13 protein-coding genes are annotated in these 18,355 nt (G+C 55.5%); 5 read left to right on the forward strand and 8 right to left on the reverse strand.

The features are described from left to right. Positions 1-612 precede the first annotated feature (612 nt). Positions 613-1,095: a hypothetical protein gene (locus tag TERRO_RS14605; protein WP_041592609.1), complete on the reverse strand. Its 483-nt coding sequence runs from the start codon at positions 1,093-1,095 to the stop codon at positions 613-615. A gap of 141 nt (positions 1,096-1,236) precedes the next feature. Here TERRO_RS14605 and TERRO_RS14610 point away from each other — a divergent pair, with 141 nt between their 5' ends. The 4 genes from TERRO_RS14610 (at position 1,237) to TERRO_RS14625 (ending at position 6,225) form a co-directional block, all read left to right on the forward strand. Further along, on the forward strand, positions 1,237-2,520 hold the full coding sequence (locus TERRO_RS14610) for a Gfo/Idh/MocA family protein (RefSeq protein WP_157178363.1): 1,284 nt from the start codon (positions 1,237-1,239) through the stop codon (positions 2,518-2,520). A gap of 1,853 nt (positions 2,521-4,373) precedes the next feature. Continuing rightward, entirely contained in the window at positions 4,374-4,508 is a 135-nt protein-coding gene (locus tag TERRO_RS23830) for a hypothetical protein (RefSeq protein ID WP_281047876.1), read from the forward strand. Positions 4,509-4,523: 15 nt separating this feature from the next. Next, on the forward strand, positions 4,524-5,624 hold the full coding sequence (locus tag TERRO_RS22180; RefSeq protein ID WP_014786464.1) for a GGDEF domain-containing protein: 1,101 nt from the start codon (positions 4,524-4,526) through the stop codon (positions 5,622-5,624). Positions 5,625-5,931: 307 nt separating this feature from the next. After that, complete coding sequence (locus TERRO_RS14625) at positions 5,932-6,225, forward strand: hypothetical protein (RefSeq protein ID WP_014786465.1); 294 nt, start codon at positions 5,932-5,934, stop codon at positions 6,223-6,225. 520 nt (positions 6,226-6,745) lie between these two features. On the opposite strand, the gene TERRO_RS14635 is transcribed toward TERRO_RS14625, so the two are convergent. The 6 genes from TERRO_RS14635 to TERRO_RS14660 form a co-directional block, all read right to left on the reverse strand. Then, the gene (locus TERRO_RS14635) at positions 6,746-7,459 is read right to left on the reverse strand and encodes a PAS domain-containing protein (protein WP_014786467.1); all 714 of its coding nucleotides are present in this window, start codon (positions 7,457-7,459) and stop codon (positions 6,746-6,748) included. Positions 7,460-8,371: 912 nt separating this feature from the next. After that, positions 8,372-8,695, reverse strand: a complete 324-nt coding sequence (locus TERRO_RS14640; protein ID WP_014786468.1) for a hypothetical protein — start codon at positions 8,693-8,695, stop codon at positions 8,372-8,374. Positions 8,696-9,012: 317 nt separating this feature from the next. Further along, the gene (locus TERRO_RS14645) at positions 9,013-10,863 is read right to left on the reverse strand and encodes a jacalin-like lectin (RefSeq protein ID WP_157178364.1); all 1,851 of its coding nucleotides are present in this window, start codon (positions 10,861-10,863) and stop codon (positions 9,013-9,015) included. Between the two features lie 117 nt (positions 10,864-10,980). Then, positions 10,981-13,209 (reverse strand): jacalin-like lectin, encoded by a 2,229-nt coding sequence (locus TERRO_RS14650; RefSeq protein ID WP_014786470.1) that lies wholly within the window; start codon positions 13,207-13,209, stop codon positions 10,981-10,983. Positions 13,210-13,486: 277 nt separating this feature from the next. Next, complete coding sequence (locus TERRO_RS14655; protein ID WP_014786471.1) at positions 13,487-13,777, reverse strand: hypothetical protein; 291 nt, start codon at positions 13,775-13,777, stop codon at positions 13,487-13,489. Positions 13,778-14,021: 244 nt separating this feature from the next. Next, complete coding sequence (locus TERRO_RS14660; protein ID WP_041592613.1) at positions 14,022-15,713, reverse strand: CotH kinase family protein; 1,692 nt, start codon at positions 15,711-15,713, stop codon at positions 14,022-14,024. A gap of 155 nt (positions 15,714-15,868) precedes the next feature. Here TERRO_RS14660 and TERRO_RS14665 point away from each other — a divergent pair, with 155 nt between their 5' ends. Continuing rightward, positions 15,869-16,870, forward strand: a complete 1,002-nt coding sequence (locus tag TERRO_RS14665; RefSeq protein ID WP_014786473.1) for a metallophosphoesterase — start codon at positions 15,869-15,871, stop codon at positions 16,868-16,870. 226 nt (positions 16,871-17,096) lie between these two features. Here the strand turns inward: TERRO_RS14665 and TERRO_RS14670 are convergent, their stop codons facing one another. Next, on the reverse strand, positions 17,097-18,131 hold the full coding sequence (locus TERRO_RS14670) for a VWA domain-containing protein (RefSeq protein WP_014786474.1): 1,035 nt from the start codon (positions 18,129-18,131) through the stop codon (positions 17,097-17,099). Between the last annotated feature and the right edge of the window lie 224 nt (positions 18,132-18,355).

Consider the following 18,355-nt stretch of genomic DNA (forward strand, 5'->3'; position numbering starts at 1 on the left):
CGATCGCGCAGCGTAGTTGTTCCTTGGTGTCGGATTTTACTATCACCGGCAGAACAGTAGCAGCGCTATAGCCGCTTGAGTGCGAGCCCTCTGACTGGTCTAGTTTTAGACACGTGGCGGCTGCCTCGGTCAACGCTTCTCTTCATGGCTTGGCACCGCGGGAGATACGGCGGCAATATGAAGATCTCTCTCTTGACTGCTTTCACGTATTAGAGACAGGATGCGATGGTTTTGTTCCGGCTGCAGCAGCATAAGCCACCCAAAGTTATATAGAGAGAGGCTACCGAGAACCCGGTCGCCTCTTTTCCGCGCGCGATGAATGCGACGGCCTATAGATGCTTCAAGCCTTTCCAAGGCTTGTAGTGAAGAAGTGGGGAGCCAAAGTCATCTTGCTCTTCTTCACTGTTTCTATGTTCGGATCCGATCCCACGCAAGTCCCGCTTCCACGCCGCCGGACGGGCGTTCACCTTCTCAGCCTTGCGACTTCCGTCCGACTAATCGACCGTGCTGAACCCAGCAGCGGAAACACCAACCTTTGCGGGGATGGGACCGAGATAGAGCGTTTCGCGAATGAGCAGACCGACGAGCAGCTCGTGAGTTCTGCGAATCCATCTAGCTTGAGCTCGCCTGCCTGCCAAAGAGCTTCTGGCGCATCATCGCCTCCAGGTTTTCTGGAGAAGCCAACGGGCTCGCAGGCACAGCCGTGACTTCTTCCGTCGAGCTACTCGGTACCATATAAACGACGACTCCGTTAAAACGTGGCGCAGCAAGCGCTCGCGGTTCAGGAACAAACGGCTTGATCGCGCGGCGGTACTCCCGTTTCTGTTTAGGGGGCAACACTGTTACCGCCGGTTCTGGTGTTCTTACAGACGTGTCCCGTGTCGTCGGTAACAGCAGAGCGTTTTGAACAGGGGCGTCCTCAATCGGCTGGTCAGCCTTCGACCGCACTAAAGAAACTCTCTTTGTCGGCCGTTCTTTCGAGCGAATGTGATCGATGCGAGATGCCGACAGAACTGTGCTGGCGAGGATATTCCGTACTTGGATTAGCTTGTGGAGCTCCGCATCAATCTCGCGGAGGATTGCCGAATATTGCATAGCTCAAGCATAGAGACTTTTGAGCCACAGTACTATCGCCCGAATTCTATCGACGCAGACCGCGGCGCTTGGCCGCGCCTTGGCACGCTATGGCATGGCCTGGCCGTCTCCGTTTGCTTGAGGCGTCGCATCCCACATCTCATGGTTGAGAGCGAGAACGTCGCAGCGCACGAGGTGATAGGCACATCACGGCGCGACTTCCTTCGGAGAACGGGCGGAGCTGTCGCTGCCGTGACAGCATTGGGAACTTCTGCAGCGCAGGAGAAGCCGAATGCAGCGAACGAGGTTCAGCTATCGCAGATTCATGCGAGCAGCGAGGCGCCGGAGAAGGCTCCGGGGCCATTTCTGCCGGCGAACAAGCGGGTCGGTTTTGCGATTGTTGGTCTTGGACGTTTGTCGATCAACCAGATCCTGCCGGCGTTTGCGAAGAGCGAGTCGTGCAAGCCGGTGGCGCTGGTAAGTGGGGACCGTGCGAAGGCTTTGAAGCTTGCCGCGCAGTACGGGATCGCGGATTCGAATATTACGGACTACGCGGGCTTTGAGAAGTTGAAGGAGATGCCCGGTGTGGATGTGATCTTCATCGTGCTGCCGAACGGTATGCATCGGGAGTTTGTGGTGCGGTCCGCGAAGATGGGCAAACACATCCTTTGCGAGAAGCCGATGGCGAACAGCGTGGCGGAGTGCGAGGAGATGATCGCCGCATGCAAGGCTGCAAATGTGAAGCTGATGATCGCGTATCGGCAGCAGTATGAGCCGATCAATCGCACGCTGGAGAAGGCTGTGCGGGAGGGAAAGATTGGGACGCTGCGCAGCATTGTGGCTTCGAATTCGCAGGACCAGGGCGATCCGACCCAGTGGCGTTTGAACAAGAAGCTGGCGGGCGGCGGCGCGATGCCGGATGTGGGGATCTATTGCCTGAATGCGGCGCGCTTCCTGTCGGGGATGGAGCCCGTAGAAGTTTTCGCAACCATCGTGCAGCCGAAGGATGATCCGCGATTTCGCGAGGTGGAGGCGCGTTGCGAGGTCATCGCGCGGTTCCCGAACGACGTTACGGCGACGTTCACGACTGCGTATGACACGCACCGTTCCACGTTTCTGCGGCTGGAGGGGTCCGATGGTTTTGCCGAGATGGATCCGGCCTTTGGGTATCACGGAGCGAAGCTGCGGTTCGTGAAGTTGATGGATGGCAAGGATACGGAGATGGCTCCGTCGATCGAGGAAGAGGATCAGTTCGCGTTAGAGATGGATCACATGGCGTCATGTGTGACGAACAACCAGCAGCCCCATACCGCGGGTGAAGAGGGTTTGCAGGATCAGCGGATCATTGAGGCGATCTACAGGTCCGCTGCTACCGGCAGGAGTGTGAAGGTGGTGCCGCCCGCGGGCTCAACGCGTGGACCTGCGCTGCCTCCCGTGGAACGTTAGTCCCGGTTGCCCACAGCATGCAGTCTAGGTAGGACTAAAATTTCGAGCACCACAGGGCAAGATGTTCAGGACTTTATAGCTCTTCTAATCTAGAAGAGTGCCGAGCGGCTTCATCTTAATTCACGTACCTTGTGATGAGTGATCATCTTTGCACGACTGCCTTTTAACCAGGGCAGCGCAGCCCTCTTCGCTCGGCGTGCTAACGCCTGGCAAGACTGGATCATTACAGGAGATGCGTACGGTCGCGAGTACCGAGTAAGTTCTGAGTAGAGCTGTGACATTGAACCGCGCGAAGGCAGGGACACGATAGTCTCGCAGAATCAGGTAACAGCCATGGCGAGCGTTTCCCTGCTGTTGTGCTGCTAGGGCCAGAGTCATGCTCAACCTGATTCAAAGTCTTGCAACCGCGCTACACTCGGCTTCTTAGCTTTAAACTTTGTTCACGTCGCTGGGAAGCGACGTCAGTCTCCCGTTCTGCCTTGCAAGCTTCACAGTTCCGTATGTGATCCTTCAACCAAGATCTCGTCCACCTGACTGCGTCCCTCGCTTGCTCAAGTTCAGACTCGAACCTACGACTTGTACGTCGAATCCTTGGGCGCGAGGCTTCAACTCGACGAACGTAGATTTCGGCGTTTCCGACTACCCTTCTCCACAGAGCTAACGCAGAACATTCCATCGGTCGCAATCTTACAAGAGGTTCACAATAGTCGCCTCGGACGTGAAGTCCAGCCCTTTTTAGGGCAGCAGTTTCGCGGCATTATCACCTGTCGTAGGAGGTCGTCGCTACAGAGGTATCCCCTAGGGCTAGGATCGTAGGCGGCCTTCACAGTGCTGTGTGTGGAGCCGTAGCGGAGAGTGATCCTGGCCCGCGACAGCGCTAGCGCCCTGTCATCAACGTGCCCGAGGGCCTGTCTGCCTACCTTGCAATGGTCGCCCTGGAGTCTTTGCGCGGGTCCACGATGCCCCTTGGGCAGCAGCAGCCTCCGGGAACTGCTCGATTGATAGCGCACATCACCCGCTGACATAACAGTTTTTGGCGTATCAGTGCCTCTAGCTCGGCTGGAGAACTCGATGGGCTTGCCGGCACGACCGAGACAGCCCTTGTTGAGGTGCCCGGCGCCATGTAAACGACCACCTCGCTTGACCGAGGCGCAGCAAGCGCTCGCGGCTCGGAAATATAGGGCTTGGCTGTACGACGGTACTCCCTCTTCTGTTTAAGAGGTAATACCGTCACTAGGGGTTCGGGGATGCTTACAGCTTCGGCCCCTATAGCGGTCATCAGGCGGATGCTCGGAATGAGAGGGACCGACTCGACCGGCGCTGTGTCTTTAAGTGGCATGGAAGCAACTCGTTTCGTCAACCGCTTCTTTGGACGACTGCGATGGAGATCTGGGGTAGGTTCGACTATGCTCGCGAGGATCGCCCGCGCTTGGCTTAGCTTGCCGAGCTCCGCATCAATCGCGCGGAGGATTGCTGAATAATCCACAGCTCAAGCATAAGAACTTTCAAGCTATGCAGGATCGTCCGGGATATGCCCCTTGGTCCTAGCGAACCGTGCGACGTCAAATTGCGTGACGGAAGCGGCGATGGCACAGATTAATGACAACTCTTAGAGATGCTTATGAAGAGCAAGTCACCAGATTGAGCGCGACTCGATGCAGAGCTTCCCCAGGCGGGCACCGTGGCGCCAGAATGAAGCACCCAAATGAGCGGTGGACCCCACTGATGTGAAAGCCAAGGTATCTCTCCTGCTGGAGCCATACGTAAGATGGTCGCTTGTCCTTAGTGGTATGGGCAAGAGGTCCGGAACAATGAACAATCCAGACTGGAGTGGCCTTGGCCTGGGTGCAGTTATGAGAAGCGAAGAACACCTCCGCAGTGCGATTGATCGTCTCTCGACCCTGAAGTTTCGCAGACCGGAGTTCCCTGGAGGTCTGGAACTCGAGTACCAGCTCGAGGCGCAGGAGTTTCGCGCCAAGCGAATGTGACTTGACAGTTCGATATTGATCGGGATCTACCTCGTCTTTGTGGCTGCCACTGCATTCATTTCGCGAGATAGCCACCAGGGTCTCGTTCAAGTCCGATACTTCGCCGCTCTGTTGCTAGTCGTAGCGTTCTTCGGCATCTCGCTTTCCCGAAAGAAGAAATGGCCGTACGAGGCTTTCCTCTTGGTCGGTTCAGTCCTTGCCGGCACAATCGAAATCTTAGGTAGCGTGTGGACTGGTGACAGCAGCGAAGCGCACGGGCAAGCTGCCATCCTGTTCGTGCTCGTGACCACAAATACCGTCTTGCGGCTCCGTCCGACCTATGCCGTGATAGCCCTCATGTGGGGTCTAACGTCAGAGGGACTGATCCTTGCGTGTGCACCGACTGCGCTTTCAAGGAAGCAGATCTTTGAGGCTGCCTTTGTGTTGACGGTCAGCTTTCTGACAGCAATGGCGAATTACAGTCAGGATCGCGAAGCGCGTCTTGCTTTCCTGAAGTTTTGTCAGAAAACCGAGATGGTCGGCAGCCTCTCTCGGCAAAATCAAGATCTTGCGCTTGCCGCACAAACGGACAGTCTGACCGGGATTTTCAACCGCTCCTCTTTGGACAACAGCCTTCGCCAGATCTGGTCCCACCCCACTCTCAGCACTGCAGAATGTTCGATCATAATGACCGACATCGACCATTTCAAAAGCATCAATGACAGGTATGGACATCTGTACGGCGATAGGGTCATCAAGCGAGTCGCACACCTTCTCTCAGAGGCGCTGCGCGGCCGCGATGACGTCATCGCTCGCTACGGCGGGGATGAGTTCGTCCTAATCCTGCCCAATCCGTCGGTTCAGCCCGCTCTTAAAGTCGCCGAGCGGCTTCGTGCCTTGGTGGAGCTGGCTGGATTACCTTCGTTGCGCAGCGACGATCCCGACCTGCAGGGCTTGCGTGCCACGATCTCCTGCGGCGTTGCGTCCGGCTCGCCCGATGTCATTGCGGATCCTTATATCTTGCTGGGCGAAGCGGATGAGGCTCTGTACCGAGCGAAGCGGGAGGGCCGGAATCTCGTTGGCGAAAGGGCCGACCAAACGGCAGAAGCTAAACCCAGCGACAGCGTCATGGACTAGCGGGACAAGCGAACATTATCTTTCAGGCCAACCCTCCGGTTCATTCGCCAAACGAGGGCGAGAACTCGTTTGTTCGGCGTGGCGAGTACAAGACATCTCTGGTAGGGACGCTTTGTCGTGCCATGCGACTGGTTACGGAATACGCGTTTCGCAACCGATGCGGTTGTGCATCCGGCTATTGCACCTGCTACCTCTGCTGGCGTCGGCCAGGCCAAGGCGGGCTCGTGTAAACGAGCACAGCCATTCACACCGGAGGCAACACCTATGAGCTACATTGACAACAAGCTACGATTACGATCGAGGGTCGATGCTGAATTACAAGAAGATTGTCGCGAGAGGGACGCTGGAACTCGTGGCGATCGATAGCGACTTCCGTGTTTCAATTCCTGAAGCTGTGGCAATCCTGGCGACGGAGCCAAGCACGGTGTGGGTCGGGGTCGTGATCGACGCAGCCTACAGCACCTCTCGGCTCGACATAGAAGGCGCTGACGTTTTCTTCCGCATCGGACACCTCATCGGACGAGGCTTCGTCGTCCGCGCCAAGCCGCTTGCAGTCCATAGTGCCGGGGTAGTAGCGGGTATGACGTTCGATGAGGCGTAAGTGCGCGGGGGCGCTACTCTCTTTGTCAGGGTCCGAATGGGCGAGCCTTTGCAAGGGCTCCGGCCGCACAGTCTCGGAAACCCGACTTTCAGGGGAGAACACTCGCGTTACCTCTCACAGCTAAAACGGCGACCGGGACAACGGACGATATGCGACATACGTCTTAAATCTTGTCCAGTGGAGAGCAGAACGTGCTCCGACCTATTTAGGATCGATCTCATTTAAAAACCACTTGTTGAGCATTTTTCCCGTTAACGCGGGGGATGTGTATGTGCGCGTGAGCTGCATCACGTTGTTCGAAGTCACACTCAAATGCGCGAAACCATTCACCTTGAGCTCGCAAGCGTCTCTGAAGCGCCGACTCGGTGTCTTCCTTTCGGAGGATGCGGTCCGTGACATTCTGTCTCTCATTGAATCTGGCGAGATTGTCCATCGCCAGATCTCCGATGCGGATGCACGGGCCCTAGGCTTTCTTACACTTCTGCAATGACTGACGCTCGATGGATTGATTTGCGCGAGGTCAGCTTAGCAGCTCGATAGCAGCCACTTCGGACACAGTGCCTTGTACGAGTTGGTGGACCAGGCTTGTGTCTACCCCTAAGACAAGAATGCCCGTGATGGTTCCATCGGCTGACCTACGGGGCCTATAGGCATAGTCGATGTATTTTTCTTCAAGAGCCTGTCCTTGTGTCGGGGCGAACGAAAAGCGAGTGCCACGCTCCACTAGCGGTTCCCCGTTCCTGTACACGCGATCAAGTCGGTCTATGCAAGCCGTTCCGGCGAGTTCAGGAACACCCTCCACAACGCGTTTGCCGATAAGTGCGCGATTCCCGAGAAGCTCGCGATATGCCTGATTGACCAATTCGAAGACGTGATCCGGGCCACTGAGCAGCGCAAGAAATACTGGCGCACTCTCGAATAAATCAGCCGTCCTCTGGCGCTCCTGCTCTTCATCGCTCTTCGGCAACTCAAGCCCGGCGTTCTCTCGCTCTGAGGGGGAAACGTTTCTGCTGTCTCGATATGGTCGCTGGTTTATTTCGCGCCCTACGACTGCAGGGACCGCCCACGACTGCTGCTCCGCAAGCCATGCCGAGTGCTCAGATCGAGCAATCTTCTCGGCTATTGCGACGATGAGAAGATCGTCTAAAGAAGTGCCCTCAGTTTGTGACAGTGATTCCAGGCTTTCGCACAGAGAAGGTGACAGGCTTTGCAGCAGAGCTTTGGACTTATTCATCGATATCTCTTATGCACCAAGTGCGATTCAAATCCTGAAAACCCAATCTAACAGGCTGAGGGTATGACCGACTAGGGAACAGCACGTTGTTTTGCGTTTGCGAGGCGAGAGCAGATTCCGCTGTTGCTAGGCGCACACTCGTACGACGGCAGGCACCGTGAGGCGTAGGTCGAAAAGTCGTTAGCAAACACGTTTCAGCAAAACGACATTTCTCGGAGATTGGCAGATTACTAGGGAGGTCGCATTCTCGTCAGTGACGAGATCTGTGTCTGTTGTTACCGATGGGAAGTGCTGGTGCGCTGAATCTAACTGACTGCAGGATGTCGTCTAGTGCCTTCGAAGAACTTTAGTTTCTGCGGCGGTGAGGCTTCGAGTTTTCTGGTCGTCGGTCCCCTTCGTAATCACATCGAGTTGCTCCTCGAAGAGGTAGCAGGTACCGCCCCGCCACGTGGCGCAAGCCTCTTGGCTTTCGGCCTTCATCCCGACGCGCCTGTGGCCAGGTGAGAAAAAGGCCGGCACACAGCGACAACATGAGCTTTGGTGCCGACCTGCCTGGAACACGGTGGTGAACCACTATGGAGCGTTTAACCCGGCCCGACGCGTCGCAGACTCTGCAGCGGTAGCTACCGCGCTACTTGCAAGCGTGTCTTTGCGTGCCCGCAGGTCTGGCATAGTCATGAGCACAGTTTCCCGTAAGAATGTGGCCCCGCCTAGGCGGGGCCATTTGATTTGCTATTGGAAAGAGGTAGGCGAGCGTTGCAAACACTGACACGTTGCCTTCTTCAGGCCTGTCGAATACAGGGCCTCCAGCAAACGGAGAAAGATTAGCTTTGAAACGCGGGCGGGTCGATCCCCACGATACAAACTGCTCGTCGGACGTCTTGGCACTGCAATCTTTGAATGCCAACTTAGCTATTGCCCTGAAAGAACCTGCCATTCAGTCTCGGCATTATTAAAGGCTTTGAGGACGTCACGCGTATTGTCTGTCTTCACGCAGTACAAGCCTACGTTCTTCTTCATGGCCAAAAACTGAGCATTAATGTTTTCTTTCTGATCCCGATTCGGGACTGGATTCTGCCGCAGGATCGCAGCAACCTGTCCGGCTTGCCCCTGCAGAGCTTCAAACGCAAGCTGATGGCCTGTTTTGCGACTAGACGGTGGCCCCGCATTGACCTTTACGTATTGCGCGCCAGAAATTGAAGTTAAATCGTTGATGATGTCGTTTACACCTGGCATAAATCTTCTCCTGTGATCTTTTACTGATGAGTTTCTAATGCTTAAACCCACGTCGTCTGCTCGTGCTAGCAACCTAAATCAGCTAGTACATATCGCATTCCCTCACGAATTGCCATTGCCTTACCTCCATGCTGTTTTCGACTTACTAGCAACGCAGCGAATTTTAAAGGCAGATTGCTGCTTGTAAAGAAATAGCTAATTGGCGGGATGCGCGTTTCAATTGGCTAAACTCGCTCGCTCGCTTCGAAGATCACCTTTTTGGCTGAGCCACCACTTCGGCGCTACCGGACCGTTCGATCTCCAGCCAAGTCTGAGGTTCACTGATCCTCGAACAACGTCTGCTCCAGCGAAAGGAGGATTTGGCGGTGGGCGTGAGGAAGGTCGGGGTGGAGATCATAATAGAGGACGCCGAGCGCATCCGGGAATTTGCCAGCGCGGCCATAAAAGCCGCGAATACGGGGGTGTTTGAAGATATGGGTCCGCTTCGCACCCTTAGCGCGCCCAACCGAGGACGCCTTGTTGTCACCTTTTCTGGTGTGGAAAATTAAGTGATCTAGGGTGCGGTCCCAGCCAACTTCAAGGGCTACAATTTCGTCCCGAGGATCGAATGTGTAACTACTCTCCTGTTCTAAACTCCAGCCATGCCAAAGGCCGCATCGTTTTGCCCGTTTGTTTTGATAGCGAAATCTAACTGAGTCGATCGTTTGGTTCATCCGGGTGTCGAATCCAGAGATGCGGGTGTGGAGATTTACGAATTGCTTGTCGGTCCATCGTTCACCGCCGTCACCACCCACCATAGCGCTCTCCTTCAGGATGCACCGGTTCTCGAAATATTGTCGGAGGAGGCGCTGTGTGTTCGCTTGAACGTCTACGGGCAGATAATCTAAAATGGTGCGGATTTCCCCTTTGAAGCCGATCACTCGCCACCACAAAGGCTCTGTGGCGACGCTAAGCAGCCATTCCTGTCCACCTTCTTTGCCCGCTGTTGACGAGCTATGCTCGCCAAAGCCGCCAATAGTCTTAACCGAGATCGTCTCCCCTCCACTTGTAACCGTTCGTTCGGCAGCCCGGCCGGTAGACAGAGTGTGCTCCGTCGTGAAGAGGCCAGACGTTGCGCTTCGAAAACCAGCCTTAAGATCGTTCTTGGCAGTTGTTTTAACGAGGCGCTTCGATGACCGGGCCACAATCTTCGCTCCGACGAGAAAGTGCGTTGCGACAAACAGACCGGAGACGGCCAGAAGATCCAGCAGCTTGACAGCGTTGCCCGTCTCCACCACCGTGCGGATCCGGTCGACAAAATGCGGAGACAGCGCCAGCCCTTCTAAGACAACCTCCAGCTTGGGAAGTGCGAGAACTCGACCAAGATGAACTGACTCACCGGATTGGAAGCGGTGATTCGATTCTTTGGCTTCGCTAGCTGCCTCGATGCCGAATAAGAGGGGCATGTTCAAACCGAGGTTCGTTCGTTCCGTAAGCTGCGTCTCCCACATTTCAGCTTCCCGCTGAAAGGAGCAGCAAACCCTGTCTTCACGCGTCTGTTGCGCGCTAAGGATCTGCACCTTCCCGCAGGTGAGGATACGCTCGTTGCCGAACTCGACATCCTCCTTCCCGAACCGCAGTGCAGCACACGTAGCTTTCCCCAAAGGTATGGGATAAAGTCCGCAATTCTGAAGCAGAGTCTGCATTTCGTCTGCGCTCAGCATCTGCGTTTCAAGCTCTTCGGATGTGGCGACAGGGGCAGCGGCATGCCGGACATTCAAATCGGTGCCGGATGCCGCTGGAGGCTGGCCCCCCGCAGGCGCTGAAGCCTTGAGACTTAGGACGTGGCTCGATGCTTCTACGATTGGAAGGTCATCCTTCCAATCTTCGTATAGAAACAACTCTTTCGACTTGTCGAGCGACATGATCTCGATGCAAGGGCCCGATGGGCCAGCGACGACGATCTCTGTCACCAGGGTGTTGTCTTCCCTAGTGTTGTCAGCGATGTTTGTCCCCCTGTCGAGGACTGGCACACCCTGGTCAAGAAAGACGGCGTCGTGTGTGAGGATCTTCTCTGCCAACAACTGGACGCGAAGCGCGGCCAAAGTCATGGATGCGAGAGCGGTCTCGTCTACGAAGGGGATTGTCAATGATTGCCCGGATGGCCTCGGCACGATGGTCAATTTCAAGGATTAGGTCCCCTCGAATCTGCTGCTGATTGATTAGGTTTCCTCGCAGATCGTTCCTGCCGGTCGTTCGAGATCAGGTGACCTACGTACGACCGGCAGTGCGACCTTGGAGGGTGCTCACCGAGGCGAGAAGAGGTAGCGTTCTAACGACAGGAGGGCCGATTTGTGGATGCCACCCAAGTCGTTCGAAAGGTCATAGTAATAGACTCCGAGCGCATCGAGGAATTTGCCAGCGCGACCGTGAAATCCGCGGATTCGCGGCTCCTTGAATAGGTGGCTGTAGACGGCTCCGCCCTTCTTGCCCTTCGCATCTGAGGTGTTGGCGCCACTTTGTGTGTAGATGAATATGTGATCCACACTTGTCTCCCAGCCGACCTCAATCCCAACTACCTCGTCGTTGTTACCGAAAGTATAGGGGTGCTCCGTCTCCTTGCTCCAGCCGTGCCATTCCCCGGTGGTTTGTTTACCGTTGCCCCTATCTTCATATGTAAACCGGATCGAGTCGATGTTGTTTCCGAACAGGGCATTATACCCGGCTATCCTGTTGTTGAACTTTGCGAGGCTCTGCTCGCTCCAAACATCCCCGCCAGAACCGCCAACTGCCTCGGATTTCCTCAGTACGAGCTGGCTAACGAAATACTCGCGCAGAAGCGTTTTGGCATTTGCCTTGAGCGTCTCGTCGGTCAGATAGTCGAGCGTGGGACGGATCTCTTCATCCTTGAATCCAATAACCCGCCAGGTAAGGGGCTGCGTCGAGATCGTATGGAGCCAGTCTCCCCCAAGCTTTGCAGTTTCGGATGAGCTCCCCTCGCCGAATCCACCGGTGGTCTTCACCACGAGCTCGTAACGCTGGTCAATCTTTGTAATGTCTGACTTCTCGCCCTTCGTCACGCCGCCGCCTGCACCCAGTTCGACAGGAACGCCCTGCGCTTCAAATGCTCCGCTGGCGGAAGCATTGAAGCTCCAGCCAAGTTCATCACGTTCGTTTTGGTCCGTTAAAGTCTTTGAGGACGTGCAGACAATTTTGCCGCCAAGCACAAAGTGCGTCGCGACAAAGTGCCCGTACTTTCCGAGAACTTTCATTAACTGCAGCCCGGACTTCTGCGCCACCGCGGCGGATACAGCATCCACGAAGATTTTCGCGAGTTCTACTCCTTCAAGAATCACTTCTGCCTTGGGCAGCGAGAGCACCTTGCTGAGGTGGGCGGTAACACCTTTCGCAAACACTTGCTTGGTCGTCGAGTGCCCTCCCCCAGCATTGAGGCCGAAGGTGAGCGGCACACTCACGCCCAGTTTGCTGGCTTCGACCATGTATGTCTGCCACTTGCTGATTTCTTCCGAGTAAGAGAAATTGACCGTGTCCTGGCGTGAGAGTTGAGAAGACTCGAGCCGGATAGTTTTGCAGGTTATGACATTCGAGCCGCAAAACTCGATGTCATCGCGCATGGCGAGGGCTGCACACGTTGCATCATCTCCCTTACGAGGGTAGAGACGGCAGTTAATCAGTAGTCTCTCCCGCTCGGCCTCTGTCATATCCGAAAGTTGACGCGCCTTCGCCGAGGCCGGCAATTTGATTGCGATAGACCCGAAGCCGTCCTTTTCCTCAATAGTCTGATCTTTCGCGAAGGTGTAGTCCGTTAGCGTGGGCGCGGTGAGGTCCACCTTGAAATCGGCCGCTTTGATCGCGGGGACGTAGTCTCTCCACTTGTCGTTCTCGATGGACTTAGCGGCCTCGGTCTTTGAGAGCAGTTCGATAGAGTACTTGTCATCAAGCGTCTCTAAAATTTCGGAAACCTGCCTGCCGACGGCTCGATCTTTGTCAATGACGGTGCCCTGTTCAACAAACAGATCGCCTTCCAGTATGAAGCCCCTCGATACCAGCTTTTCCGCAAGTGTCTCGAGCTTCATCGCATAGAGCTCACTCTTGAGGATTTTTATGATTTTGTCTTTTCCGCCGATCCCTGAAGGCTTCCGAATGACGTTCAGGGGGATGATCGGATCTGGTGCGGGTTGGACTACGGGCGGGGGCGCAGGAGCATTCTTCTCGGCGATGTAAGCCGCGGTGAAGATGGTAATAGGTTGCCTGATCTTTGCTCCGGTCTCATTCCCTCCGCCATTAATGATCTCGTCTAAAGTGAAGAGCGACTCTGCGCTAAGGTCTAGATCCTTGTCCTCTCCCGGGTCTTTGAAACGGTCCTTCCCATCTAAAATAGAGGCGTCCTTGGAAAGGTGAGTGCGGAGATTGGCAAGGGTATGCTGCGTGATATCTCCGTCGTAGGCGCTGTATTTCTTCTCCGTTTTACCGTCTGCAAGTTGACGTACAAGGTCCAGTCGAATCGGGGGCATGAGGTCCTTTCTAATTGCGGCAGTTCTTACTAAACATGATTAAGGGGCGGAACTTAGAAACCAACGCGCTTCACGTAGTAAGCGCGGCGAGATGATTATTCTCGATGGGAATCGAGGCGTGAGAGACGACAAGAAGCTAAGGCGATGATTACGACAGGAATAGCAAACGCGTATGAAATACGCTGGTATCGCCGTCGGCAGATCGCTCTATGCGACCAAGCTGTCCGATCCGCTTGAGAGGCGACCCACGCCCTTCGGAAGACTTTCGTTGGGTGTCCTAAGAGCAACTGCCTTCTTCGAGCAGGTAGACTTTCCCGTAAACCTCGATGGTGGCTTTGCCGAATCTGGGAAAGCTGCCTTTGCTATTGAAGATGCTAGCGATGGCCACAGCCGCATCACGGTAAAAGCCGGCTTGATCCTTGTTGTAGGCACCATCTAGATGCGGATCGGGATTGAACTTGTAACACTGGGCCGTCTTGCCTGTGGTCCATATTTTGATGCAGCGAGTTCCGGTTCTTACCTCGGCGTAACGAAATTCGTTCGCACCCACTTGAATGGGGTTCGGCATGTAGCTCTCCTTTTACGCGGCCTCTGAGACCTGTTGCGCAATTTAACAAGGTCTAGGGCGACTTGCAAGGGAGAGGTGATTGGCCGACAGATCCTTCAGCATTTCTAGCGCTGTGCGGGATGGGTAACGATACACGCCGTCGTGGGAAGTTGGCCTGCAGGTCGCGAACGCCGTTGCGCTTAGGGGGAGTGAAGGACGTGCGAAATCTCACCTAGACCTATACGAAGATGAGAGCTGCGTACCATCACTCACTCAAGTATTCGCTATCCATGTAAGCAATCCGCTTTGAGAGCCAATCCTTCAGATAGTTGATCTCTCCGCTATAGCTGCCGGCCGCTTCTGGATTGGGCCAGACCTTCTGATACAGCGTCGGCCAGCGCGCGTAATTGTTCTGTGAGGCCTGCTGCAGCGTTTCCGCATTTGCATCAATGAAGGAGGACAGACTGTCTACCTGTGGACGAATAGCAGTCCATCGAGCCTTTACCGCCGTCGTAAACGTCGGATCATTCTGAAACAGCCCCACAAACCACGGGTGCTGTGTCTTCACCCACGGCACAGTGGGGTCTTGGATTGAACCATAGTTATCGTTACCGCTCGAGATGTCAAAATCCCAGATCGGCCCCATATGGAAGAGGGCGCTATTGGCATCTTTATAGAAGTAGTCCGACGAGTATGCATCGGCATCCTGGTTCCCCATCAGCTCGTTGGTGATAAACCAGTCCACGACAGAATCCTGATCCCACTTCGAGCGCCAACCAGCATTGGCATCGGGAGCGGTCGTAGTGAAGAAGCCAGCCTCCGCTGTATTGACTAATGGAGTGATGTAGGCTTCCTGATCTGCTGTAGGAGGATCGGGATCGTCCGAGCTGATATCAAGGCCATGCGGAGTAGCCCAGTGATAGCTTGCCCCTTCATGAGCATCGATTTCGAGAAGGTACCCCTCCTGGGTCGGGTCCGTGCTCGCGTCAGAATCCGCAATAGCCACACGACTGCCGTTAACGTCCACGTTCTCTATCAACTGATAGGTGCCTTCGTATTCCCCATTCAGCGTCAGTTCCACAAATGCTGAGCGCGGTGCCCACGGCGCACCGGTAATGTTGGAGACTTTCGATGCAAGCGCATCGCGCAACATGGTCTTATCGTCATAGTTCGCAAGCAGAACCCAATTTTTCTCGCTGGGCATGTTCAGCAATTTGCTTTTGGAGGGCAGCTTAATCCGATAGGGCTTTTTGGGCATTCCCCACGTGCTATTGCCGTGCCCCTTGATGGTCATGCTGCCACTGAAGCCATCGTCGGGCTTCCTGGGATCGATCAGCGTCATCGTTGCGTTTGTATAATCGTCCTCGCTCGTCACCTCCACGTTGCCCGCTGTCTCGATGTCGAGAGTGGGCAAGTCCGTGCTGACCGGCTTGAATGCAGGATTGCTCAGGTTTACATCTAGATCTACGCCGAATGCTTGGCTGCCGCCAGTGCCACTTCCGTTCAAGTTGAGCGTGCTGGTAGCGATGTAATACGGAGATGCGCCCGTAAAGCATTCTGTAGCAGCCGAGAGCGAACTCGTGAAGATTAAGTTTGCTGTACGTCCGATCGGCACCTTCACTGGCGCCGCCGTCACTCCCGAGGGCAATCCACTCACCTGCAGCGTCACTATGCCCGCGCCGCCATTTTTGCTCATAACACTGACCGGCAGCGTCACGGTCTGGCCGGGATACATTGTGAACTCTGTTCCAGATGGCACGGCCAACGTGAAGTTTGGATCGCCGCTTGTGACACCTCGGCCAAGGCTCCCAGGGGCGCCACAATTTGCAGGCGTTCCAGCCGCGCTTCCAGGTGAACCTGTTGCAACGGCAACTGTTCCGCATCCCATGGCAACAATGCTGAGAAAGGCCGAGCCAACGGCAAGCAGACACTTCGGTGCGATCGCGGATGTGTTCATAGTCTGCTCTCTGACGAGTCCATCAGCAGCAAAGACGACAGGAATAGCTAAGCTCGTTCTGTCGGCGCGTATTGACATGCCCGGAGAGCGCAGATACTGCTGCCAAGGTGCAAACGTAGAAGTGAAGTTGCTTGTATACCTGGTGAACAACTGCTATGGACTTACCTCTTACCCGCCGCGGCTTTCTCAAGACGACCTTTGCATTCTCCGCGGCAGCGATGCTCGCCGGCTGCGAAACCATCGTTCGTCCTCTTGTCGAGGCACCCATCAACGTCATGGCTCTCGGAGATTGGGGTTGGGTGGGCGATCTAACGGCGCAGCATCAGGTGGCTAGCGCGATGCAAAGCTACGTCAGAACACATGCCCTTTCGCCCAATGCGCTTCTCATGCTCGGCGATAACTTTTATGGCGAGCTTCCAGGCGGCGTCTCCGATCCCCGCTGGCAGTCCCAATTTGAGACGATCTATCCGTCGGAATCGTACAACTGCCCTGTGTACGCCGTCCCTGGCAATCACGACTATCAGAACGATCCACAATCGAAGTATGAGGCGGAACTCGCCTACTCAGCACTCGGCACGTCCCGCTGGACCATGCCAAGCCGCTACTATAAGGTCCTGCTCCCAGCCAAAGCCCCTCTCATCACCTGCATCATGCTCGACAGCAATATGGGTGACGAGCCAGCCCAGCCACACCCCAGAGGTAACTACTACGCGCAGACGGATGCAGAGCGCCGCGAGCAACTCGCGTGGCTAACGCAGACCTTAGCCGAACCGCTCGAAACTCCATTTCTTGCTGTCATCGCCCATCACCCCCTGTACACGAATGGGGCACATGGCGACAATCAAACCCTTATCCGGGACTGGGATCCGCTCTTGCGGAAGGCGGGCGTTCACTTGTACCTTGCGGGTCATGACCACGACATGCAGCACTTGGAGTTCGCGGGGCACCCAACATCCTTCGTGCTTTCTGGAGGTGGTGGCGCCGCCCTCAATCGGCTCAAGAGTCCTAGCGATGGCCCTTTCGCTGCCGAGGTACATGGATTTACCCATCTTCAGATCTCCGAAGACCTGGTGACCGTAACCCATCTGGATGAGAACGGCAACACCATCCACAGCTTTAGCAAGACTCCTTCTGGCGTTGTCACGTTACTATCCTGAGTGCATGTTCAAGCCAGATGCACTTGGACAAACCCTGCTCATGACCTCACTCATACTGGCTGCATTCGCATTTACGCCGGGGGTGCTTGCCGCTGCGCTAGTGGTCATTCTTGAATGTCGTCCACTCCGTGAAGTGATCTAATCCAAGCTCCTTTCCAAGCCGACGGGTGGTGCGTATGCGTCCATATCCCTTGCACTGCCAAACGGGATGTGCGAGACACAGGATTTATGGCTGCGCATAGTAGCCGGTCCACGTCCGAGCGACGATCCCAGGTTTGTCCGTCTGCACCTCTATCGAGTGGTATTCGTTTGGGTGCTCCGCTTCAGAGGTTTCGAAGCGCAGCTCGTACCAGGATCGACCATCCGCTAAGCATTGGCTCGAATTGCCAGTGACATCGCTGCTATTAAGCACAAGTCCTCCACTCTGTACGGACAGCACTTGCAGGCTCAAGTCCGCAATGTCAGCTTGCGAAGACGAGTTGATCCCTTTCAAGAACGACTGGTAGTAACCGGCCCGAGCCAGATCCTCTTCTGGGCCTAGTGGATTAACGCTGTAAAGCGTCACATTGCTCCTCCTCATGTCCCGCTTCAGCGCCACGACATCATCGAACACTTGCTGCTGCTGTCGATTGGAGAGATCGATGCGCGGTCCGGTAAGCAGCGGCCAGCCTGGTGAAATCCACAGAACCAGTTTTCGTCCTGGCAGAGTGCCGCCGTAGGCGATAAGTTGCTTTAGTGCTGTGAGCGACATCCCGAACCGTTCGTCCGCGCCCCAGATACCGGAACTCCGGCGGATCTCCCGCAGGCCAATCTCCGCCTCGCCGAGACCTACATCAAGAGCATTGCCGTCTGTCGACAAGCCCCTCTGAACTTGCGCTCCTTTATCCGTCAGAATGACAATCGAGGTGGGCTGTGCAAGATGACCCTCATTTGATCTGAGGAACTTCGTCACTTGATTGCGCACAAACGCAACGCGCGTGTACCCAATGTTCACTGCGTCGATGACGATGAGGGCGGACATCGGCTCCTGTTTCGCCTCCACCTGCTTCACAGAAATGATAGGGCGCTGCAACTTGTTGTCGAGGAGCCTGAAGTCGCTGGGAGTAAGGCCAGGAACCGGCTCACGGGTCTGCGACGAAACCACAACATTGAGAATTGTGGTCCGGCCTCCGGCCGCTGATGTCTCAACTGCCTGCTGTGCCAAGCTCTGGAGCGTGAACGCCGCAAAGAACAAGCCGAGAGTAAATGTGCGGATTGACATACCTGTCTCTGAGTGACTCCACCCATCCAGCGTTGCCGGCGACATATGGTGACGTCAGCGACATCTCCCGCCGACATTTGAGCTGTGCGTGCCGGGAGTGCTGACCTTCTGTCAGGGTGAGGATGAGTTCCCTAACTGCTCGTCGGATTATCGCGCAGCAAGCATCGTTAGAAACTTGGCGGTGGCACGGCACTGGGCGAGCACGGATCTTGCACCAGCGGCCC

It is taken from the genome of Terriglobus roseus DSM 18391, assembly GCF_000265425.1.
Lineage (GTDB): Bacteria > Acidobacteriota > Terriglobia > Terriglobales > Acidobacteriaceae > Terriglobus > Terriglobus roseus.